Raw genomic sequence first — 21,205 nt, forward strand, 5'->3', positions numbered from 1 at the left:
GGGTGCATGTCGGCCGAAGTCGCAAGAAACCGGGAGTTCCCTCGCATGCACGGATTATCTGTCTCACTGAGCCGCCGGTCCTTCATGGCCGGTGCCGCTGCGTCATCTGCCTTCATCGCTCTCCATCCCTTCGCCGCGCGCGCATCCGCCGGCCAGGCGCATCTGCGGATCATGGAGACGACCGACATCCACGTGGCGGTCATGCCCTACGACTATTACGCCGACAAGCCGAACGACACGATGGGCCTGGCGCGCACCGCCAGCGTGATCGACGGTTTCCGCAAGGAAGCCGGCAATTCCCTGCTTGTCGACAATGGCGATTATCTTCAGGGCAATCCGATGGGTGACTGGATCGCCTATGAGCGGGGCATGAAGGAAGGCGACATGCACCCGGTCATCCAGGCGATGAACCTGCTTGGCTACGATTGCGGCACGCTTGGCAATCACGAATTCAACTACGGCCTGTCCTTCATGGACAAGGTCAATGCCGGTGCCGGATATCCGCTGGTCTGCGCCAATCTCGTGCGCGGCACGGCGCTCGCGGACAATCCGCGCGACGATGATCTCTATCTCAGGCCCTATGTGATCCTCGACCGCATGGTGACCGACGGCGAGGGCAGGGAGTACGCCATTCGCGTCGGGTTCATCGGCTTCGTGCCACCACAGATCATGGTCTGGGATTCCCGCCATCTTTCCGGCAACGTCATGACCCGCGACATCGTCGAGGCCGCCGCCGCCTGGGTGCCGCAGATGAAGGAGGAGGGCGCGGACATCGTCGTCGCCCTGTCGCATTCCGGCATTGACGCCAATCGCGCCAAAGGCATGGAGAATGCCTCGCTTTTCCTGGGCCAGGTCGAAGGAATCGACGCCATCTTTACCGGGCACCAGCATCTCGTCTTCCCGGGCAAGAGCTTCGAGGGTCTGGAGGGCGTCGATGCCGTCAAGGGGCGCCTGTTCGGCAAGCCGGCGGTGCAGGCCGGGTTCTGGGGCTCGCATATGGGCCTGATCGACCTGATGATCGAACGGGACGGCAACACGTGAAGAGTCATCGATTCCATGGTCGAGACGCGCCCGATCTATGAGCGCGTGGAGCGCAAGGTCAATCCGCTGGTCGAAAGCAGCGCGGATGTCGAGGCATCGGTGAAGACCGAGCACGAGGCGACGCTCGCCTATGTGCGCACGCCGGTGGGCGAAACCTCCGCGCCACTCTACTCCTATTTCGCGCTCGTTGCCGACGATCCGTCCGTGCAGATCGTTTCGAAGGCGCAGACCTGGTACGTGAAGGACCTGCTCAAGGAAGGCGAGCACAAGGACCTGCCGGTCCTCTCCGCCGCTGCCCCCTTCAAGGCCGGCGGCCGCGGCGGTCCCGACTATTACACCGACGTGCCGGCCGGTTCCATTGCCATCAGGAATGTCGCCGATCTCTACCTCTATCCCAACACCGTGCGCGCGGTGCGGGTCGATGGCGCGACGGTGAAGGAATGGCTGGAAATGTCAGCCGGCATCTTCAACCAGGTCGAACCCGGCAAGACTGACCAGCCGCTGATCAATCCGGATTTCCCTTCCTACAATTTCGATGTGATCGACGGCGTCACCTATCGCATCGACCTGACCCAGCCGGCAAAATACACCTCCAAGGGCGAGGTCGCCCATCCCGGTGCCAGCCGCATCATCGATCTGATGTTTGACGGCAAGCCGGTCGATCCGGCGCAGGAATTCGTCGTCGCGACCAACAACTACCGCGCGGGCGGTGGCGGCAATTTCCCCGGTATAACGGAAGATGTCGTGGTTCTCGTCGCGCCGGATACCAACCGCGATGTGATCGTGCGCTATATCGTCGAACAGGGCACCATCAATCCGTCCGCCGATGCCAACTGGACCTTTGCACCGGTGGAAGGCGCGACGGTCATCTTCGACACCGGGCCGAAAGGCCGCCAGTATGCGGCCGACGTCAAGGGTGTCACCATCGAGGAGGCCGGCGACGGCGACAACGGCTTCGCCCGTTTCCGCATCTCGCTATAGGCCTTCGCGCTTCTGAGGCATGAAAAAGGCCCGGCGGATCGTCTCCGCCGGGCCTTTTCGTTTTCGATCGCCTTGAAGGCCGGGCGGTTTATTCGCCCTGCTTCTTCAGGGCGGCGCCCAGGATGTCGCCCAGCGAAGCGCCGGAGTCCGAGGAGCCGTACTGCGCCACGGCTTCCTTTTCCTCGGCGATTTCCAGCGCCTTGATGGAAACCTGGATGCGGCGCGTCTTCTTGTCGAACTGTGTGACGCGGGCGTCCACCTTCTGGCCGGCCTGGAAGCGCTCGGGGCGCTGCTCGTCGCGGTCGCGCGACAGGTCCGAGCGGCGGATGAAGGCGTCGATGTCGTGATCGACGAGGCGAACCTCGATGCCGCCGTCCTTCACATCGGTCACTTCGCAGGTGACGATCGCGTTCTTGCGCAGTTCGCCCGAAGCGGCGGCCTCGCCGATGGCATCACGCGAAAGCTGCTTGATGCCGAGCGAAATGCGCTCCTTCTCGATGTCCACGTCGAGGACCTGGGCCTGGACGACCATGCCCTTCTCGTATTCCTCGATGACCTGCTCGCCCGGACGGTTCCAGTCGAGGTCGGACAGGTGAACCATGCCGTCCACATCGCCGTCGAGGCCGATGAACAGGCCGAATTCGGTCTTGTTCTTGACCTCGCCCTCGACCATGGAGCCGACGGGATGGTTGCGGGCAAAGGCTTCCCACGGATTTTCCAGCGTCTGCTTGAGGCCGAGCGAGATGCGGCGCTTGACCGGATCGACTTCCAGGATGACGACATCGACTTCCTGCGTGGTCGAAAGGATCTTGCCCGGATGGACGTTCTTCTTCGTCCAGGACATTTCCGACACGTGGATGAGGCCCTCGATGCCCGGCTCCAGCTCCACGAAGGCGCCGTAGTCGGTGATGTTGGTGACCGTGCCGGTGACCTTCTTGCCAAGCGGGTAGCGGCCGCCGATGCCGTCCCACGGATCGGCTTCGAGCTGCTTCATGCCCAGCGAGATGCGGTGGGTTTCCTGGTTGATGCGGATGATCTGCACCTTGACCGTCTGACCGATGTTGAGGATTTCGGTCGGATGGTTGACACGGCGCCATGCCATGTCGGTGACGTGCAGCAGGCCGTCGATGCCGCCCAGATCCACGAACGCACCGTAATCGGTGATGTTCTTGACCACGCCTTCGACCACCTGGCCCTCTTCGAGGTTCTGGACGATCTCGGAGCGCTGCTCGGCGCGGCTCTCTTCCAGCACGGTGCGGCGCGACACGACGATATTGCCGCGGCGCTTGTCCATCTTCAGGATTTCGAACGGCTGCGGGTTGTGCATCAGCGGGGTGACGTCGCGGATCGGGCGGATGTCCACCTGGCTGCGCGGCAGGAAGGCCACGGCGCCGTCGAGGTCGACCGTGAAGCCGCCCTTGACCTGGTTGAAGATGACGCCTTCAACCTTCTCGCCATTGTTGAACTTCTCTTCCAGCTTGACCCAGGCCTCTTCGCGGCGGGCCTTTTCGCGGCTGAGCATGGCTTCGCCCAGCGCGTTTTCCACGCGCTCGACATAGACCTCGACTTCGTCGCCCACCTTGAGCGCGCCGTCCTTGGCCCTGGCGCCGAATTCCTTGAGCGCGACACGGCCCTCGACCTTCAGGCCGACGTCGATGATGGCCATGTCCTTTTCGATGGCCGTGATCTTGCCCTTGACGACGGAGCCTTCCGCGAGCGGGCTGTCGTGCAGGGATTCATCGAGCAATGCCGCGAAATCGTCGCGCGACGGGTTCATATCTGACATGTTTTCTCCTGGGAGCCCGCGGGATGACGGTTTACGGAGCGCGGGCTGCATGCGCCGGGGGTTTGCGTTGCGTTTGCCTGCATCGAGCATCCCGGGCCGCCTCTGGCGAACCCTCATGGCACTGCGCGTCAAGGAAACGTACAATGCCGGACCGGCGCGTCGGAGAATGCCGGCAGGCGGGTTATGCCCGCGCTTTGCCCCGTGCCTCGTCGATGAGGTCCCGGGCGTGCGCGAACGCGGTCTCTATATCCATGTTGGACGTATCTAGCAAGTAGGCGTCGTCGGCCGGCTTCAGCGGCGAATCGGCGCGCCCCATGTCGCGGGCGTCACGCTGCTCGATATCGGCGAGAATCCGCGCCTCGTCGGCCTCGCCGCCCTTCGACAGGATCTCGTGATAGCGCCGCGTTGCGCGCACTGGCGCCGAGGCTGTCACGTAGAGCTTCACCGGCGCGTCGGGGCAGACAACCGTGCCGATGTCGCGCCCGTCGAGAATGGCGCCGGGCGGGCGGGCGGCGAATTCGCGCTGCTTGTCCACCAGCGCGCGGCGCACCGCCGGCATGACGGCAACCCGCGAGGCCGCGTCCCCGACGGCGTGGTCGGACAGCACGGCGCGGTCCATCGCCCCGAGATCGAGCGCGCGCGCCGCCGCCTCCGCGCGGGCTTCGTCGGTGAGCGGCGCCCCGGCGTCCATCAGCGCCTTGGCGACAGCGCGATAGGTCAGGCCGGTGTCAAGATGGCGAAGGCCGTAATGGGCCGCGAGCATGCGCGCCAGCGTACCCTTGCCGGATGCCGCCGGCCCGTCGATGGCGATGGTCAGGGGGCCGGTTTTCATGCCGTCAGACACTGCGCGTGATCCCGCCATCCACGCGGATGTTCTGCCCGGTGATGTAGGACGACCTGTCCGATGCCAGGAAGGCGATCAGTTCGGCCACTTCCTTTGCGGTTCCGTAGCGGCCCATCGGGATGCGCGCGCGGCGGTCTTCCTTCTCCGGCAGGGAATCGATGAAGCCCGGCAACACGTTGTTCATGCGCAGGTTGTCGCCCGCATACTTGTCGCAAAAGAGCTTGGTGAAGGCGGCGAGCCCGGCTCGGAAGACGCCCGATGTCGGGAACATCTCTTCCGGTTCGAACACGGCATAGGTGGAAATGTTGACGATGGAGCCCGCGCCTTGCGCCTGCATGACAGGCGTGACAAGGCGGGTCATGCGGATGACGTTGAGCAGATAATACTCCATGCCCTTCATCCAGTCGGCGTCGGAAATGTCGAGGACCGGCCCCTTGGGTCCATGACCGGTCGAGTTCACCACCGCGTCGATGCGTCCGAACCGTTCCAGGGCCAGGTCCACGAACCGTTTCAGGTCATCGGGTTCGAGGTTGGAGCCGGTGAAGCCCAGCCCGCCCAGGTCCCGGCCCAGCGCCTCGCCCTTTCCCGACGACGACATCACCGCGACGTAAAAGCCGTCTTCCGCGAGCTTGCGGGCCGCTGCCGCGCCCATGCCCGAACCGCCGCCGACGATCAGGGCGACCTTTGTTTCAGTCATTTGCAGTCTCCTCCAGTTCGGCCCCCAGCCCGCCCATCAGCGTGAAGAATTCCGGGAAGGACGTGGCGATCATGGTCGCGTCGTCCACGGTGACCGGCTTCTCCGTTGCCAGACCCAGCACCAGGAAACTCATGGCGATGCGGTGGTCGAGATGGGTTTCCACGGTGCCGCCGCCCAGCCCCTTGCCGTCCGGCCGGCCGCGTACCGAGAGCGCCGCCTCGCCTTCCGTGCAGTCCACGCCATTGGCCTTCAGGCCGGCCGCGACAGCCGCGAGCCGGTCGCTTTCCTTCACGCGCAGTTCTTCCAGACCCTCCATCACCGTCTCGCCCTCGGCAAGCGCGGCTGCCATGGCCAGCACCGGATATTCGTCGATCATCGATGGCGCGCGCTCGGCCGGCACGGTGACGCCCTTGAGATCGGACGAGCGCACGCGCAGATCCGCCACGTCCTCGCCGCCGGCGTCGCGCCAGTTGATGATGTCGATCTGCCCGCCCATTTCCTGCAACGTGGTGACGATGCCGTTGCGCGTCGGGTTCATCAGCACGTTCTCGATGGTGATGTCGGATCCCGGCACGATGAGCGCGGCGACCAGCGGGAAGGCCGCCGAGGACGGATCGCCCGGCACGTCGATCACCCGGCCCGTGAGCTTCGGCTGTCCCTGCAGGCGGATCGTGCGCACGCCGTCGCCGTCTTCCTCCACTTCCAGATGCGCGCCGAAACCGGCCAGCATCTTTTCGGTATGGTCGCGTGTCATCACCGGCTCGATGACCGTGGTCACGCCCGGCGTGTTGAGTCCGGCCAGCAGCACGGCGGATTTCACCTGCGCCGAGGCCATCGGCACCCGGTAGGTGATCGGCGCCGGGGTTTTCGGGCCATGCAGCGTCACGGGCAGCCGGTCGCCGTCCTGGGACTGGACCTGGACGCCCATCAGGCGCAGCGGATCGAGAACGCGGCCCATCGGGCGGCGCGACAGCGAGGCATCGCCGGTGAAGACGGTCTGCATGTCATAGACGCCGGCAAGACCCATGGTCAGCCGGCAGCCGGTTCCGGCATTGCCGAAATCGAGCGGTCCCTGCGGCTCCAGAAGCGCGCCGTTGCCCGCACCCTGGATGATCCAGGTGTCACCCAGTTTGGAAATCTGCGCGCCCATGGCGCTCATCGCGCGGCCGGTGGCCAGCACATCCTCGCCCTCCAGCAGGCCGGTGATGCGGGTTTCGCCGGCGGCCAGGCCGCCGAACATGAAAGAGCGATGGGAAATCGACTTGTCGCCGGGTACGCGGGCTGTGCCGGAAAGCGCGTTGCTCTTGCGGGCGAGGGCGGGACGTGGTGCGCCGGAATGCGACATGGTTCTGTCCATCTCAATAGGCATGACGGGGCGCCGGCGCTGGATTGGCCGGCGAAACGCGGGCTGTCTAGCACTTCGCCGCCACCGGGTCATCCCTTGCCGCTATCGGGAAAGTACCGAAATAGCTTTTGACAGAATGGCCTCTTGACGATAAGGGGTCCGCGATTTCATGAACCCCTTTCGGCAGGGGCCGGCAGCGCCGGTCTGACATCCGGCGCGGGATGTGCGCGCGCCCCAAGACATGACGAGGACGAACCGTGGCGAAACCTGAACTTGGCACCAAGCGGGTCTGTCCCGAGACGGGCCGCAAATTCTATGACCTGAACAAGGATCCGGTTGTCTCCCCCTATACCGGTGTTTCCTATCCGCTGTCCTATTTCCAGGACAATGTCTCCTCCATCAAGGATGACGAGGACGAGACCGCCGACGAGAAGGAACTGGATGAGGACGACGAGGCGGAGACCGAAATGGTTTCGCTCCAGGACGCCGATGACGACGATACGACCGGTGGCGCCAAGGGTCCGGCATCCGAGAAGGTGGATGTCGATGATGACGACGACGACGATGACGACATCGACCTGGGTGACGATGACGACGATCCGTTCCTCGGCGATGACGAGGAAGAGGACGATGACGACGACGTGTCGGGCATTATCGGCGGCGTGAACAGCGACGACGACGAATGAGAATCCGCGAACGCGGCGGGCCTGCCGCTGCGTTCGCGAAAAAAAGCGGCGCCGGTGTCGAAAGGCACTTGATCTTGCCGCGGGGCTTGGCTAGAAGCCCGTCACCGAAGCGGAGCGCACTGCTCCGCCTTCATCCCGGAACCGGTTGCCGGTTCCCCGTGGGGCCATAGCTCAGCTGGGAGAGCGCCTGCATGGCATGCAGGAGGTCAGCGGTTCGATCCCGCTTGGCTCCACCAATTTCTTCGGGAACCACGTTTTCCACGATTTTGTCACTGACGGCTTGAGGCCGGCGATTGGCATGAATGCGTGCATGCGGGTGCCTTGACCGGCAGCGCTTTCAGGCCGTCCGCACGTCACGTCTTCGCCGTCAGCCGGTTCCGTGCGCTGCCCGCGCTGCCACGCCGTCAGCCCTCCATCCTGATCGTCCCGTCGTCGATCCAGCGGTCGATGATCTCCAGCACCTTGTGCGAGAACGCCTCGTCATTGATATGGCAATCCAGAACGGTCAGGTTCACCGGATCGGTCATGGCCTGCCTGTATCCCTCGACCATGGCCGCGAGCCCTTCGGGATCATGTGCGGGCATGCCCTCCGTGTCCCAGGCATGGACGCCACCGGTCGGCAGGATGAACTCCACCGGTCCTTTCGATGCCTTGAGCCGCCGGGCGAATTCGCGGGCAAGTTCCTTGCGTTCGTCGCCGGTGAGGGATGCCGACGCGATCAGGCGGTTGTGGGCATGGTATGGCCGGTCGCGGAAACGCTCCGGCACGGGTGCCCATGTCGCGAAATCGATCATGTCGCCGAAACCGGGCGCCGCGATGATGGGAATGCCCAGTTCCGCCGCGGCGGTCATCCGGTTCTTGCCGGCATTGAGCACGGATCCGGTCATGAGGTTGCCGATTTCCGCCGCGGCCAGCTCCAGGACGCAGGCGAAGTAGCCCTGCCGGGTCAATTCCTCCATCGCCATGCCGCCCATGCCGGTACCGTGGAACACGGCAACCGAGAAGCCGCGCTCGCGCAGCGGTTCGCGCAAATGGACCATGTATTTCAAAGCCGACGAGCCGAAGCTCATCATGCCGATGACCGGCCGGTCCGGATGGGGCATGACGGCAGCCCGGGCAGCGCCGTAAACGGCTCCCGCGGCTTGCGAAAGCGTGGCCATGCAGATTTCGTTCAGCCCGTAAAGCCCGCCCGCCCAGAGGATCATCTGGATATCGGCGGTCAGGCGCTCGGGCGGAATGATGGCGGAAAAGGCGATTGTCGAAACCACGTATTTGGGCACGCCGACCGGCAGTGCCCGGGCGCAATCGAGCGCAAGGTCCGTTCCCATCGACCCGCCAAGCGCGATCATTCCGTCGATCCTGCCATCGGCATGAAGCCGCGCGGTCAGTTTCGAGGCACCATCGGCCATGATCTGCATGGCAAGGTTTTCGTCGCCCGCGTCGATCGCATCCCGGATCGTCTTTCCCGCCGCCGCTGCCACCTCGTGTTTTGAAATGTCGGCCGGTTGCGACGGGTCGCCCAGGACGCTGACATCCATCGAAATGACATGGCCGCCGAGCTTTCCGATGCAGTCGCATACGAAACGAAGTTCCGGATCCTTGGTGTCGTAGGTGCCGATAACGAGGATCGTCTTTGCCCTGTCCGTCACGCCCGTCCCCCTCCGCTCGCCGCGCCAGCCCCGCTGTGCCTCAAGGCAGCAGCCGTGGCTTCAGATTTTCGGTTCAATATATGAACCGGTGGTTGAAAAATGTTTGCACGGCCCTTCCGACTGTGTCAAACGAAAACAGTGGCTGCCGCCAGCAACCGCGGCCGGTGAACCGGAGCATCATGACAACGGTCGACAAGGCACTGAACCTTTTGGGATTTTTCTCCCTGAGCCGTCCGGAATGGGGGCTGAGCGATCTTGCGCGTAACGCCGCGCTCGACAAGGCAACCGCGCTCCGGCTGCTACGCTCGATGCAGCGCCATGAATTGATCGAGCAGGATCCGGAAACCAGGCGGTTCCGGCTGGGCAAGGCCTTCCTGACCCTGGCCCGGGTCCGGGAACAGAGTTTTCCGCTGGCAAGCATCGTGTCGAAATGGCTTGGGCAGCTGGCGCTGGAAACCGGCGAGACGGCCCATGCCTCGCTTGCCACGGAGCGCGCCATGACGACCATCGGCATCTCGGAGCCGAAGCGGTCTGCGCGGGTTCACGTCGATCCGTCCCAGCCGCTTCCCTTCCACGCCACCGACTCCGGGCTCGCCTGTCTGGCCTTCGGGCCGGAAAGGCGCCGCGAGGCCGTGCTTTCCGGGGGCGGGCTGCACCGCCATGCGGCGATGACGGAGACGGATCCGGGCAGGGTCCGGGCGCGGCTGGAGCAGGTCAGGCAAAGCGGATACGCCACCGGCGAACAGACCTTCGAGGACGAGGTAACCGGCATTGCGGTCCCCTTCTTCGACGGCAGCGGCCTGGCCCAGGGCGCCATTGCCGTTGCCACGCCGACGATGCGGCTGACGCCCGCCTTGCAGCAGAAGATCCGCACATGCCTCATGCGCACCTCCCTTGAACTTGCCGTCAGCCTTGGCAGCACGCTTCCGGCCGGCTTCGCGGCCATTGCGGAGGAATACCGGTGAGCACGGCGAAGGCGCTGGTTCTGGATTTCGGCGGCGTGATCTCGCGCACCATGTTCGAGACCCATCACCTGAGCGAGGCCGCGCTCGGTCTTGAGCCCGGCAGCCTGACCTGGCGCGGTCCTTTCGAGCCGGCAAGCGATCCGCTTTGGCTGTCGATGCAGAGGGGCGAGATTTCCGAGCGGGACTACTGGATGGCGCGGACGGTCGAGACCGGCCGGCGCATCGGGCGGGAATGGACGCGCATGGAGGACTTTGTCGCCGCCGCGCGCGGCGACGACCCTGCCGCGATCATCCGGCCTGAGGCGCGCAATGCCATCATGGCAGCGGCCGCCGCGGGCCGGCGGCTTGCGATCCTTTCAAACGAACTCGACCTCTTCTACGGCGCCGGTTTGCGCGCCAGATTGCCTTTGCTCGATCGCTTCGACCTGATCGTCGATGCCACCCATACCGGGATCCTGAAGCCGGATCCGCGTGCCTATGCTTTCGTCACCGGGGGTCTGGGGCTTGAAGCGGGCGACTGCGTCTTCGTTGACGACCAGGCCAGGAATGTCGCTGGCGCCAGGCAGGCCGGAATGCTGGCCGTCCATTTCGATGTGACCGATCCCGAAGCCAGCTATCGCCGGGCGCTTGCGCTCTTGGGAACAACCGCCTGATGGAGACAGGATCATGATGCTGCACGACAACAATTTCCTCAAGGAGAACAACGCCCGGCACATGTGGCATCCGATGGCGCACCCTGCCGAGATGCGGGCTCATCCGCCCAGGATCATCACCGGCGCCACGGGCGTCACCCTGACCGACGTGGATGGTCACACGACGCTGGATGCTGTCGGCGGGCTCTGGAACGTGAACCTTGGCTATTCCTGCGAGCCGGTGAAGAAGGCGATTGCCGATCAACTGGACCAGCTCGCCTATTATTCCGCCTTTCGTGGCACCGCGACGGGGCCGGCGATCGAATTGTCCTACATGCTGGCCGAGTGGTTCGCGCCGGACGGGCTGACGCGCTCGTTCTTCACCTCGGGCGGCTCCGACAGCGTGGAGACCGCGCTGCGCCTCGCCCGCCAGTACCACAAGATCCGTGGCGACCGCGACCGCACCAAGTTCATCTCGCTCAAGAAGGGATATCACGGCACGCATTTCGGCGGCGCGTCGGTCAACGGCAATGCCAATTTCCGCCGCAATTACGAGCCGCTGCTGCCCGGCTGCTTCCATGTTCCCGCACCATACGTTTACCGCAATCCCTTCGGCGAAACCGATCCGGCACGTCTTGCGCAGCTTTGCGCGCAGGCCCTGGAAGACGAGATCGCTTTCCAGGGGCCGGACACGGTCGCCGCCTTCATCATGGAGCCGGTGCTTGGCGCCGGCGGCGTCATTCCACCCCATGAAAGCTTCATGCCGATGGTTCGCGCGATTTGCGACCGGCACGGAATCCTGCTGATCGCCGATGAGGTCATCACCGCCTTCGGGCGGACCGGGGCATGGACAGGGTCACGCCTTTGGGGCGTTCAGCCCGATCTGATGTGCACCGCCAAGGCGATCACCAACGGCTATTTCCCCTTTGGCGCGGTCATGATCCACAGCCGGGTGGCCGACGTCTTCGAGGCGGACAAGACCTCATTCGGCGCGATCGGGCATGGCTATACCTATTCGGCCCACCCGGTGGGGGCCGCCGCCGCCCTGGCCTGCATTCCCGAGATCATGAAGGCGGATGTGGCGCGCAATGCCGCTGAGCGTGGCACCGAGCTTCTGTCCGGCCTCCAGGCGCTCAAGGAAAGGCATGAGCTGGTGGGCGATGTCCGCGGCAAGGGCCTGATGCTGGCGCTCGAACTCGTTTCGGATCGCGCCAGGAAGACGCCGGCGGACAAGGAGACGCTGGCGAAAGTGTTCGAGACAGCCTATGCGGCCGGCGTCATGGTCCGCATCTCGGGTCCCAATCTGATCCTCTCGCCCCCGCTGGTCATCACGGCGCAGGATGCCGGGAAAATTCTTGCCGCGATCGATGCCGGCCTTGCGGCGGCGGGCTGATCCCGCTGCGCCGGGGCCGGCTGGCGAGCTGGCCCTGGCTCGCCCTCGCCGGTGTCACAGCCGCGTCGCCTCGCGCCGGGCTGGTGCCGTCTTGCGATTGCGAAGGGCCGGGCCGGCCAGCATGATCAGGACGAAGATCCCGGTGGCGATCTTGAGGTCGCCCGGCGGCAGGCCGATGGCAAGGCACATCGAAATGAGCTGGTAATAGATGACGGCACCGGCGAAGGGCGCAAGCATCTGCCGCGCGACCGTCTGCTTGCCGACCACGGCCTCGCCGATCATCAGCGCGGCAAGCGCGTTGATGAGGATGCCGAGCCCCACGTTGACGTCGGCAAATCCTTGCGACTGGATCATCAGGCCACCGCCAAAGGCGGCGAAGGCGCCGGCCAGGCCGATGCCGCCAATGGTTGCGCGCCAGACATTGATGCCCTGGGCCTCCGCCATGTCCGCATTGGCACCCACCGCCCGCATCGCCGTTCCGCGCTCCGTTGCGAACCACAGGTTCAGCAGCAGCAGAACCAGTCCCGCAAGGGCGCCCGCGATGAGCATTTTCGCATACGTGCCCGAAAGGCCGAGGGCGGTGACCATGTCGTAGATCTTGTCTTCGCGAAAGACCGGCTGGTTGGCCTTGCCCATGACGCGCAGGTTGATGCTGTAGAGCATGGTGGTGACGAGAATGCCCGCCAGCAGCGTGTGAATGCGAAAACGCAGATGGATGAAGGCCGTGGTGCAGCCGGCCAGGAAACCCGCTGCCGCCGACAGGAGAAGGGCCGGAAAGGGCGGCACGCCGTTCAGCAGCGCAACGGCGCAGACGCAGCCTCCCAGCGGATAGGCGCCTTCCGAGGTCAGGTCCGGAAAGCTGAGGATGCGGAAGGGAATCATCACGGCCAGCACGACGAAGCTGAGAATGAGGCTTTGCGCCAATGTCACCGGTATGAGCGCGATATAGGCCGAAAGCACATCCGCCATCGTCAGCCCCCCAGCAGCATGCGGTCGGACTTGACCGAGAAATGGCCCACAAGTTCGGGCACCGTGGTTCTCGCCTTGGCTTCGCTGTCCAGTTCCAGAACGACGCGGCCGCCATCGAGCATGACGAGGCGATTGCCGTAGTCGAGCGCGTGCTGCATGTTGTGTGTCACCATCAGCGTGGTCAGCTTCAGCGCCGTGACCGCGCGCAGCGTGGCATCGAGCACAAGGTCGGCCGTGCGCGGATCCAGTGCCGCCGTATGCTCGTCGAGCAGCAGGATGTCCGGCCTGGCGGACACCGCCATGACCAGCGACAGCGATTGCCGCTGCCCGCCCGAAAGCAGCGAGACTTCCGTGTCGAGCCGGTTTTCGAGTCCCAGCCCAAGATAGGACAATTCCTCGCGATACCGCGCGCGCCGCGCCGCCGTCAGCCCCTTGCGCAACCGTGGCCGGGATTGCCGCATTTCCGCCAGGAGCATGTTCTCGGCAATGGTCATGCTCGATGCCGTGCCCTTCATCGGATCCTGGAACACCCGCGCGACATGGAAAGCGCGCCGGTGGACGGGCATGGCCGTCACATCGTCGCCATTGATCTCGATGCGGCCCTCGTCGAGCATCAATGCCCCGGAAATCGCATTGAGCAGCGTGCTCTTGCCCGCGCCGTTGCTGCCGATGACGATGGCGAAGTCGCCGCTCGCAAGGCTGAGGTTCAAGCCGTCAAGCGCGACCTTCTCGTCGGGCAGGCCGCGGAAGAACACGCACCTGGCGTTCCTGACTTCCAGCATGTTGCTTCTCCGGAACCGCGGCGCGCCGTCATGCGGGCCGCCGCGGCATCTGGGGCCGGGATCAGTCGACGATGCAGCCGCAGCCGTCGAAGCTGGACGGAATGGACAGGCCGATCGACTCCATGGCCTTGCGCGAAATCGTGATCGTGTGGTCCTCGTAGGCCGGGCTCACAGGCGCGATGGCGGCGAGATCTTCCCCGTTGAGCGCACGCAAGGCGATGGTGCCCGCGATATGGCCGATCTTGTCGAAGGAAACGGCGAAGGCAGCCGGAATGATGCCCTCTTCGACCGGACCCTCATGGGAATTGATCAGCGGGATTTTCGCTTCGTTGGCTGCGGCCGCGACGGCTGAAATGGCCGGCTGGATCATGTTCGATGCAGGGCCGTAGAGCACGTCGACCTTGCCGGCCACCGCGGTGATCCGGGCCTGGATGTCGTTCGTGTTGTCGATGCCGATCTCGACGATCTCGAAGCCGTTGTCCGGGCCGTGCTTCTTGAACAGGTCGAGCGTTGCCACATCGTTGGCTTCGCCCGGATTGTAAGGCACGCCGAACACCTTGGCATCGGGCAGCAGCTTTCGCGCGAACGCCAAGGTCGCATTGATGTCGAGCGCATCGGTGGCGCCGGTCATGTTCGGGTCGCCTGCTTGCCAGGAAGGCACGAGGCCGGCGGCAACCGGATCGGTCACGGCCGAAAAGACGATCGGCACGCCCGTGCCGCCGAGCTGGTTCTTGATGTTCTGCGAAACGGGCGTGGTGATCGACAGGATCAGCGCCGGTCCGGTGGCCTCGATCTTCGAGATCATCTGCGGCAGCAGCGTCGTGTCGAAATTCACATGGTCGAGCGTGAAAACCACGTCGCTGCCTTCCTTGAGCCCGGAGGCGAGCAACTCGGCCTTGAAGCCTTCGGCGACCGCATTCAACTGCGGATGTTCGCCGAAATTGGCGATGGCGATCGTCCTGGGTTCGGCCGAGGCGCCGGTCACGCCGGCTGCGGCCAGGCCGGCCAGGGCGAAGGCGGTTGTCAGAAATGTCCTGCGGAACATGGCGATCTCCTTGTTTTGAATGGGCATGACCAAACCTTGCCCGGGCTCTTTCCTGATCGCTAGCATGATTTTCCCGCGCCGAAAACACGGACAAACGCCCGTTGTGCGTCAGGGCTGCTTCATCGGCTCCAGAAGCGAAGCAAGCAGCGGATTGGGATATTTGCGCCGCGTGGTGACCGCGAAGAAGGTTTCCCTTATTCCCGGCAGGTGGTCTGCGTTGACCAGAACCCCGCTGGCCAGCTCGTCCTTCACCACGATGGGGGGAATGACCGCCAGCCCGACCCCCTCGCGCGCAAGCAGGCGCACCATGGCCATGTCGTCCACTTCCGCGGCGATCCGCGGTGTAACGCCAAGCCGGCTGGCCAGCGCGTCGAAATCGGCCCGCGGGCCGCTGGAGGTCGCCGGCAGGATGAGTGGCACGCCGGCGAGACGGTCCGCCAGCGAAAGCGCGGGCGGGCACAGCGCGGGAATGCCGATCAGCCCGACCGGCTGCTCGGCAATGCGGTGGGTGATGAAGGGTGTCAGCGCATCGGTGTCCGGCGGCTGGTTGGTGAGGACGAGATCGAGCTGAAGCAGGGCCAGCGCCTCGAAAAGTTCCGTCCGGCTTCCCGAACGCAGGATCACCGCGACGTCATCGCGCGCCAGCACGGGATCGAGAAAGGCGAGCTGGAAATTGCGCGACAGCGTGGCAATGGCGCCGATGCGCAGCGGAACCCGCGTTTGCGCTCCCTGCTTGAGGACGGAAACCAGCTCCTGGCCGGCGGCGAAGATGGCATCGGCATGGTCGAGCGCGATCCGCCCGGCCTCGGTCAGGTGCAGGGCGCGGCCCCGGCGTTCGAACAGGGGCTGGCCGAGGCGCTCCTCGAGCTGCCGGATCTGCGACGACAGGGCCGACTGCGAGACATTGAGCCGCTCCGCCGCCCGGGTGAGGTGGCCCTCATGCGCGACGACATGGAAGTAGCGCAGGTGGTGATAGTTGAGCTCCGCCATATCGTTCTAATTAAACGAACGAAAGAAGCGAAACAATCTATTTTTACTGTGAAGATCGCACGACTAGGGTCCGCCTGCATTTCACAGCCTTCAGGAGACGGTTCCCATGCCTTCCTTTTCATTGACCCTGCTTGCACCCCTGGCGCTTCTGGCCGGTTCGGCATTCTGTTTCGCCGGTCCCGGTCGACGTCCGGTCAGGGCCATGGCCGCACTCCAGTTCCTGGCACTGGCGGCGCTTGCCGCCGCACTGGCCGCCGTGCTGCACCTCGTTCTTTCCGGTGCGCAAAGCGCACCGCTTCCCGGCGCAGGGGCTTTGCATCTGCTTGTCCGCCTCGACATGCTCAGCGTCACCATGCTGCTGCTCGTCACCTTCATCGGTTGGGTGGTGATCCGCTATGCGGCCACCTATCTGGACGGGGAGGCGCGCCAGGGGGCCTTCATGGGCTGGCTCGCGGTCACATTGGCCGCGGTCATGCTTCTCGTCCAGGCCGGCGATCTTGCAACATTTGCCGCCGCGTGGATCGCCACTGGCGTCGGGTTGCACAAGCTGCTGCTCTTCTATGGCGACCGTGCCCAGGCACGGCGTGCCGCCCGAAAGAAATTCATCGTGGCGCGCATGGGGGATGCGTCCCTGCTCGCGGCAGTGCTTGTCCTGGGCATCGGCTTCGGCACGACGGACATCGCCGCCATCGCAGCAGCCGCGGCTGGCGGTGAGATGCCGGCCGGAACCGTCGCTGCCGCCGGTCTTCTGGCTCTGGCAGCGCTGCTGAAGTCCGCGCAGTTTCCGATGCATGGCTGGCTGACGGAAGTCATGGAGGCTCCCACACCGGTTTCCGCCCTGCTTCATGCCGGCGTCATCAATGCCGGTGGTTTCCTTCTGATCCGCTTCGCCGATGTCATGCTGCTGGCGCCGGGTGTCCTGGCTGCTCTTGTCATGGTCGGCGGGTTTACCGCCCTGCTCGGCGGGCTCGCCATGCTGGCACAGCCGGCGGTCAAGACCTCGCTTGCCTGGTCGACCATCGCCCAGATGGGTTTCATGATCATGCAATGCGGCCTGGCGCTGTTTCCGCTGGCCTTGCTGCATATCGTCGCCCATTCGCTGTACAAGGCCCATGCCTTTCTCGCCTCGGGCGGCGCGGTGGAACAGGTCGCCTCCATCCGGCGCCCGGGGCCCGTGGCCGTGCCCGGCGCGGGGGCGGTCCTCCGGGCCTTCGCGCTTGCGCTGGCTGTCTATGCGGCCATCGGTCTGGCCTTCGGGCTCGTCTTCGGCCTTGACGGCAAGTCGCCCCAGGCGCTGGCGCTCGGCGCCATTCTCATCTTCGGGGTCGCCTATCTGATTGCGCAGGGCCTGGCCGACGCGGCGCCCCGTGCCCTGACACGCCGCACCCTGCTTTCAGCACTGGCCGCAACGATCAGCTATTTCGCGCTCCATTCCGGTGCCGAATGGCTTGCGGCGGGCACCTTGCCTGCCACGCCGGCGCCCGGCCCGCTGGAATGGGCGCTGCTGGCGCTGGCGCTGCTCAGTTTCGGCCTCGTCGCGGTCGCACAGGCGTCCTTCCCGCTGTGGTCCGCGCATCCGGCGGCCGCCGGCCTGCGCGTGCATCTGGCCAACGGCCTCTATGCCAACGCCCTTTTCGACAGGCTGACGGGCAACTGGTCCGTCACGCGGCCATAATGAAACCTGCAAGGGAATTCAGGATCATGACCTTCCAGACACAGACCTTCGCCCCCACGGCAGACGCCCTTGAACGGGCGGTGGATGCATCCATCCGGCAAATCCCGCCGCTGTGGCCGCTGGCCGCCCATGTCGCGGTCAATCCCTGGCTCGGCCAGAGCCGGCTCGGGCTTGCAGAAACCGGCGCCCGGCTGGGCCGTCTGGGCGCTGGCCCGGTCACCATGACGCGGGCCTGGTACCTGGAGCGTATCGAAAGGGGCGAGATCAGCGACGGCGACCTTGCCGCCGCGCTGGCCGCCTCGCCCCACGCTTCCAGGCCCGCATCCCTTGCCGGGCTGAAGGCGCTTGCCGCCGAGGAACGGCCCGCGGCCGATGTCCTGCCGACGGTTGCCGACCTGGCTGCCAGGCACAGCGGCACCGACTGGCCCGGTATCCTTGCCGACAGGTTCGGCCAATGGGCGGCAAGCCATTTCGATGCGGGACAGGCGCTCTGGGCGGCCCCGCAGGAAACGGACGCCTGGCTGGCCTGGCGCACCCATGCGATGCATGACATCACCCCGGAGATCATGGGCCTTGCGGGCTTCGCCGCCTTCGTGGCGGGCATGCCGGAGACGCCGGAAGCCTCCATTGCCCGTTCGGTCGCACGGCTTGGGCTGGATGAAGCTGCGCTTGAAACCTTTTTCCACCGGCTTCTGCTTTCGCTCGGCGGCTGGGCGCAGCTTGCGCGCCAGCGGCTCTGGCAGGCCGGGATGGCCGGCGCCACGGACAGCGCGCCGGCCGCCTTGCTGGCCATACGGCTGGCATGGGAAGAAGCGCTGCTCGAACGCTACCGGGATGCCATCGCAGCCGAATGGTCGAATGTGAAGCAGGCGCTTGCCGAACCTGTATGCCTGAACCGGGCCGATATCGCCGATGAAATCCTTCAGGAGGCCTTCGAGCGGTCTGCCCAGCGCCAGCTTGTCGAAAGGATTGCCGCGCCGGCGCCGGGCCAGCGCGAAGGGCGCCCCGTGCTTCAGGCCGCCTTCTGCATCGATGTTCGCTCGGAAGTCTTCCGGCGGGCGCTCGAAAGCGTCGATCCGTCCATCCGCACCCTCGGCTTTGCCGGCTTCTTCGGCATCGCCGTCTCACATCGCGGCTTTGCCTCCGATGCAGAGGAACTGCGCCTGCCCGTGCTTCTGAATCCCGCCCACCGGTCTTGCGCGACAGGTCATCATGACGGGATGGCGGACCGGCAGGCCCGCTTCCGGGCCCGCGCCAGCCGGGCATGGGGCCGCTTCAAGCTGGCTGCGGTATCATCCTTCGCCTTCGTCGAGGCCATGGGGCCGGCCTATGTGGCAAGGCTGCTGCGCGATGCGCTGCGGCTGAAAGGCGCCGCAGGGAAGCGGGAGCCGAAGCCGCGCTTTTTCCCGGAACCCGATCTGGCCGCGCGGATCGAGGCGGCCGGAAACGTTCTGCGGGCCATGGGCCTGACGCGCGGTTTTGCGCGCATTGTCCTGCTTGCAGGCCACGGCGCAAGTGTCGTGAACAATCCCCATGCGAGCGGCCTGCAATGTGGCGCTTGCGGCGGCCATTCCGGCGAAGTGAATGCGCGCCTGCTTGCCGGCCTGCTCAACGATCCGGCCGTACGTGAAGGGCTTGCGCACACGGGGATCGCCATTCCCGCCGATACGCTTTTCGTCGCAGCCCTGCATGACACGACGACCGATGCCGTCACGCTCTACGATGGCGACAGCGATACGGCCAGACATGCAGGCGACCTGGAAAAGGTGGCCGGCTGGCTTCAGCGCGCCGGGCGGATCGCCCGCGCCGAGCGTGCGTTGCGCCTTCCGCGCGCCGATGGCGAAGCCGGTCTTCCGGCCCGCGCGCGCGACTGGTCGCAGACGCGTCCTGAATGGGGTCTGGCCGGATGCCGGGCGTTCATCGCGGCGCCACGGACACGCACGGCCGGACGCGACCTGGCAGGCCAGGCCTTCCTCCATGATTATGACTGGCGGCGCGACAGCGCCAACGGCTTTGCCGTGCTTGAACTGATCATGACCGCGCCGGTGGTCGTCGCGAGCTGGATCAGCCTGCAATATTACGGTTCCACGGTCGCCCCGCAGGTCTTCGGCGCCGGCAACAAGCTGTTGCACAATGTCGTCGGGGGCATAGGCGTGGTGGAGGGCAATGGCGGTCTGCTGCGCGGCGGCCTGCCCTGGCAATCCGTGCATGACGGTGAGCGCTTCGTCCATGAGCCGCTGCGCCTGTCCGTGATGATCGAGGCGCCGCGCGAAGCGATGTCGCAGGTACTGCGCAAGCATGAGGCAGTGCGCGCACTGTTTGACAATCGCTGGCTTCACCTGATCGCGCTTGATGACAGCGGGAAGCCGGGCTGGCGCTATTCCGGTGATCTGGAATGGGAATCGTGGGCCTGAGAATGACCGGCCGGAACACCGGCCCGATGAAAAGAGGGAAGCGCCGCGGGCAGAAGGCGCTTCCCTCTTGGAGCCCGCTTCCGGGGGGCAGGAGAAGCGGACAAGAGTGACAGCTTTGGTGCGGGGAGGGGTATCTCGAGCCTGTCACGCCCCTAGAATGCCTGGGCGTGGCATATTGTTCCGCTGCCGGTATCAGTTTTTTTCCGCATTGGCTTGAAGCGCATGGCGGCGGTGGTTGGCCGGCGAGACGTGACGGATCGCGGCGGCCGCCACGAGCAGCAGGGGCACGGCGATGAATCCGCCCACCGGGCCCCATGCCCAGATCCAGAATGCCAGGGCCAGAAGCACGATGAACGGGTTCAGCGTCAGCGTTCGGCCAAGCACATGCGGGGTCACGAACTGGGCTTCCGTCATGTTGACGGCCAGATAGGCGAGCATGGGTGCCAGATAGCCCGAGGTCGAGGATCCGGTGGCAAGGCCGACGCCGAGCATGATCAGCGACATGATGGCCGGCCCGATATAGATGGCATAGTTCAAGAGGCCGGCCAGCACGCCCCACAGCAGCGGGGACGGCACGCCGAGGAGCGCCATCGCGACGCTGACACACGCCCCCATGGCGATATTGATCGCCGTGATGGACATCAGGTAGCGCGAGACCAGCGTTTCCACGTCGCGGAAGACATGGGCCATGCGCCAGCGAAGCCGCCTGTCGAAGCACAGGCTGAGCACCGAATGGCGCAATTGATGGCGCGTGGCCATGAAGAAGTAGAGGCTGGCGAGGAACAGCACGATCTGCGTTGCCAGCGCCGGCGCCAGCCAGGCGACGTTTTCCGCCGTCGAGCCATCATCCACCTTCACTTCCTGCGTCACACGCTCCTGCCCGAGCGCCGTTTGCAGGCTTGCGCTCATGCTGTCCAGCGTCGTCAGCAGGTCCTTCCAGTCGGCCAGGATGGTCTGTGCCCGCGCCCAGATGACAGGCAGCCTCTCCGTCCACGCGGTCAGCGGGATCACGATCGTCGCGACCACCGCCGAGATCAGCGCCAGGAACGCCAGCACGATGGCCGCGGCGGAAATGGGCGCCGGAATGCCGGCATTCTCGATCCGGTCGGCCAGGGGGCCGAACATCAGCCCGATAACCATGGCCAGCGTCACCGGCGCGATCAGCACCTGCCCGTGATCGACGATTACCGTGACAGCGAGCAATCCCACGGCAATGGCGCTGAAGCGCGCCGCGAGCGAAATGAACGCGTCCATTGTACCGGACTGCGCCGTCTGCCTGGCGCCGCGTCCGGGAGGGAAGTGGCGCATGGG

16 protein-coding genes, 1 tRNA gene and 1 pseudogene are annotated in these 21,205 nt (G+C 65.3%); 8 read left to right on the forward strand and 10 right to left on the reverse strand.

Annotated features, from left to right (window positions below; genetic code table 11):
* Positions 1 to 45: 45 nt before the first annotated feature.
* Positions 46 to 2,022: pseudogene (locus tag R3D65_RS07580) on the forward strand (bifunctional 2',3'-cyclic-nucleotide 2'-phosphodiesterase/3'-nucleotidase).
* A gap of 88 nt (positions 2,023 to 2,110) precedes the next feature.
* Here R3D65_RS07580 and rpsA read toward each other — a convergent pair.
* The 4 genes from rpsA to aroA all read right to left on the reverse strand — a co-directional run bounded on the left by rpsA (position 2,111) and on the right by aroA (position 6,694).
* The gene (gene rpsA, locus R3D65_RS07585; protein WP_371274611.1) at positions 2,111 to 3,808 is read right to left on the reverse strand and encodes a 30S ribosomal protein S1; all 1,698 of its coding nucleotides are present in this window, start codon (positions 3,806 to 3,808) and stop codon (positions 2,111 to 2,113) included.
* Between the two features lie 181 nt (positions 3,809 to 3,989).
* Complete coding sequence (gene cmk / locus R3D65_RS07590) at positions 3,990 to 4,640, reverse strand: (d)CMP kinase (RefSeq protein WP_371274612.1); 651 nt, start codon at positions 4,638 to 4,640, stop codon at positions 3,990 to 3,992.
* A gap of 4 nt (positions 4,641 to 4,644) precedes the next feature.
* Positions 4,645 to 5,349 carry an SDR family oxidoreductase gene (locus tag R3D65_RS07595; RefSeq protein WP_371274613.1) on the reverse strand — a complete coding sequence of 235 codons (705 nt, stop codon included), beginning with the start codon at positions 5,347 to 5,349 and terminating at the stop codon, positions 4,645 to 4,647.
* Positions 5,342 to 6,694, reverse strand: coding sequence for a 3-phosphoshikimate 1-carboxyvinyltransferase (gene aroA / locus R3D65_RS07600; RefSeq protein ID WP_371274614.1), 1,353 nt, complete (start codon positions 6,692 to 6,694; stop codon positions 5,342 to 5,344). The genes R3D65_RS07595 and aroA overlap by 8 nt, the downstream gene beginning before the upstream one ends.
* Positions 6,695 to 6,951: 257 nt before the next feature.
* Between aroA and R3D65_RS07605 the strand changes: the two genes are divergently transcribed.
* Complete coding sequence (locus R3D65_RS07605) at positions 6,952 to 7,380, forward strand: TIGR02300 family protein (protein ID WP_371274615.1); 429 nt, start codon at positions 6,952 to 6,954, stop codon at positions 7,378 to 7,380.
* A gap of 160 nt (positions 7,381 to 7,540) precedes the next feature.
* A tRNA-Ala gene (locus tag R3D65_RS07610) sits at positions 7,541 to 7,616 on the forward strand.
* 168 nt (positions 7,617 to 7,784) lie between these two features.
* Here the strand turns inward: R3D65_RS07610 and R3D65_RS07615 are convergent.
* Positions 7,785 to 9,029, reverse strand: a complete 1,245-nt coding sequence (locus tag R3D65_RS07615) for a Tm-1-like ATP-binding domain-containing protein (RefSeq protein WP_371274616.1) — start codon at positions 9,027 to 9,029, stop codon at positions 7,785 to 7,787.
* Positions 9,030 to 9,208: 179 nt separating this feature from the next.
* Here R3D65_RS07615 and R3D65_RS07620 point away from each other — a divergent pair, with 179 nt between their 5' ends.
* The 3 genes from R3D65_RS07620 to R3D65_RS07630 are packed head-to-tail and all read left to right on the forward strand — an operon-like array spanning position 9,209 to position 12,019.
* Entirely contained in the window at positions 9,209 to 9,994 is a 786-nt protein-coding gene (locus R3D65_RS07620) for an IclR family transcriptional regulator (RefSeq protein ID WP_371274617.1), read from the forward strand.
* A gap of 50 nt (positions 9,995 to 10,044) precedes the next feature.
* Entirely contained in the window at positions 10,045 to 10,647 is a 603-nt protein-coding gene (locus tag R3D65_RS07625; RefSeq protein WP_371275007.1) for an HAD-IA family hydrolase, read from the forward strand.
* Positions 10,648 to 10,666: 19 nt separating this feature from the next.
* A complete protein-coding gene (locus R3D65_RS07630) occupies positions 10,667 to 12,019 on the forward strand; it encodes an aspartate aminotransferase family protein (RefSeq protein ID WP_371275008.1) in 1,353 nt (450 codons plus the stop codon).
* Between the two features lie 54 nt (positions 12,020 to 12,073).
* On the opposite strand, the gene R3D65_RS07635 is transcribed toward R3D65_RS07630, so the two are convergent.
* The 4 genes from R3D65_RS07635 to R3D65_RS07650 all read right to left on the reverse strand — a co-directional run bounded on the left by R3D65_RS07635 (position 12,074) and on the right by R3D65_RS07650 (position 15,805).
* Entirely contained in the window at positions 12,074 to 12,988 is a 915-nt protein-coding gene (locus tag R3D65_RS07635) for an ABC transporter permease (RefSeq protein WP_371274618.1), read from the reverse strand.
* Positions 12,989 to 12,990: 2 nt separating this feature from the next.
* Positions 12,991 to 13,770: an ABC transporter ATP-binding protein gene (locus R3D65_RS07640; protein ID WP_371274619.1), complete on the reverse strand. Its 780-nt coding sequence runs from the start codon at positions 13,768 to 13,770 to the stop codon at positions 12,991 to 12,993.
* A 61-nt stretch (positions 13,771 to 13,831) separates the two neighbouring features.
* A complete protein-coding gene (locus R3D65_RS07645; protein WP_371274620.1) occupies positions 13,832 to 14,842 on the reverse strand; it encodes an ABC transporter substrate-binding protein in 1,011 nt (336 codons plus the stop codon).
* Positions 14,843 to 14,923: 81 nt separating this feature from the next.
* Positions 14,924 to 15,805, reverse strand: a complete 882-nt coding sequence (locus R3D65_RS07650; protein WP_371274621.1) for a LysR family transcriptional regulator — start codon at positions 15,803 to 15,805, stop codon at positions 14,924 to 14,926.
* 106 nt (positions 15,806 to 15,911) lie between these two features.
* Between R3D65_RS07650 and R3D65_RS07655 the strand changes: the two genes are divergently transcribed.
* Positions 15,912 to 17,480, forward strand: coding sequence for a proton-conducting transporter membrane subunit (locus R3D65_RS07655; protein WP_371274622.1), 1,569 nt, complete (start codon positions 15,912 to 15,914; stop codon positions 17,478 to 17,480).
* Between the two features lie 26 nt (positions 17,481 to 17,506).
* Complete coding sequence (locus R3D65_RS07660; RefSeq protein ID WP_371274623.1) at positions 17,507 to 19,894, forward strand: YbcC family protein; 2,388 nt, start codon at positions 17,507 to 17,509, stop codon at positions 19,892 to 19,894.
* A gap of 192 nt (positions 19,895 to 20,086) precedes the next feature.
* Here the strand turns inward: R3D65_RS07660 and R3D65_RS07665 are convergent, their stop codons facing one another.
* Positions 20,087 to 21,202, reverse strand: coding sequence for an AI-2E family transporter (locus tag R3D65_RS07665; protein WP_371274624.1), 1,116 nt, complete (start codon positions 21,200 to 21,202; stop codon positions 20,087 to 20,089).
* Positions 21,203 to 21,205 lie beyond the last annotated feature (3 nt).

Origin of the sequence: Zhengella sp., assembly GCF_041397485.1 — a bacterium.
GTDB lineage: Bacteria > Pseudomonadota > Alphaproteobacteria > Rhizobiales > Rhizobiaceae > Zhengella.

What these genes read in the sequence shown, in the direction of transcription:
- R3D65_RS07625 (WP_371275007.1), top strand. Translation starts at nt 10,045, where the DNA reads ATGTTCGAGACCCATCACCTGAGCGAGGCCGCGCTCGGTCTTGAGCCC.
- R3D65_RS07655 (WP_371274622.1), top strand. Translation starts at nt 15,912, where the DNA reads ATGCCTTCCTTTTCATTGACCCTGCTTGCACCCCTGGCGCTTCTGGCC.
- R3D65_RS07635 (WP_371274618.1), bottom strand. Translation starts at nt 12,988, where the DNA reads ATGGCGGATGTGCTTTCGGCCTATATCGCGCTCATACCGGTGACATTG.
- R3D65_RS07665 (WP_371274624.1), bottom strand. Translation starts at nt 21,202, where the DNA reads ATGCGCCACTTCCCTCCCGGACGCGGCGCCAGGCAGACGGCGCAGTCC.
- rpsA (WP_371274611.1), bottom strand. Translation starts at nt 3,808, where the DNA reads ATGTCAGATATGAACCCGTCGCGCGACGATTTCGCGGCATTGCTCGAT.
- cmk (WP_371274612.1), bottom strand. Translation starts at nt 4,640, where the DNA reads ATGAAAACCGGCCCCCTGACCATCGCCATCGACGGGCCGGCGGCATCC.
- R3D65_RS07620 (WP_371274617.1), top strand. Translation starts at nt 9,209, where the DNA reads ATGACAACGGTCGACAAGGCACTGAACCTTTTGGGATTTTTCTCCCTG.
- R3D65_RS07650 (WP_371274621.1), bottom strand. Translation starts at nt 15,805, where the DNA reads ATGGCGGAGCTCAACTATCACCACCTGCGCTACTTCCATGTCGTCGCG.
- R3D65_RS07660 (WP_371274623.1), top strand. Translation starts at nt 17,507, where the DNA reads ATGACCTTCCAGACACAGACCTTCGCCCCCACGGCAGACGCCCTTGAA.
- R3D65_RS07640 (WP_371274619.1), bottom strand. Translation starts at nt 13,770, where the DNA reads ATGCTGGAAGTCAGGAACGCCAGGTGCGTGTTCTTCCGCGGCCTGCCC.
- R3D65_RS07595 (WP_371274613.1), bottom strand. Translation starts at nt 5,349, where the DNA reads ATGACTGAAACAAAGGTCGCCCTGATCGTCGGCGGCGGTTCGGGCATG.
- R3D65_RS07645 (WP_371274620.1), bottom strand. Translation starts at nt 14,842, where the DNA reads ATGCCCATTCAAAACAAGGAGATCGCCATGTTCCGCAGGACATTTCTG.
- aroA (WP_371274614.1), bottom strand. Translation starts at nt 6,694, where the DNA reads ATGTCGCATTCCGGCGCACCACGTCCCGCCCTCGCCCGCAAGAGCAAC.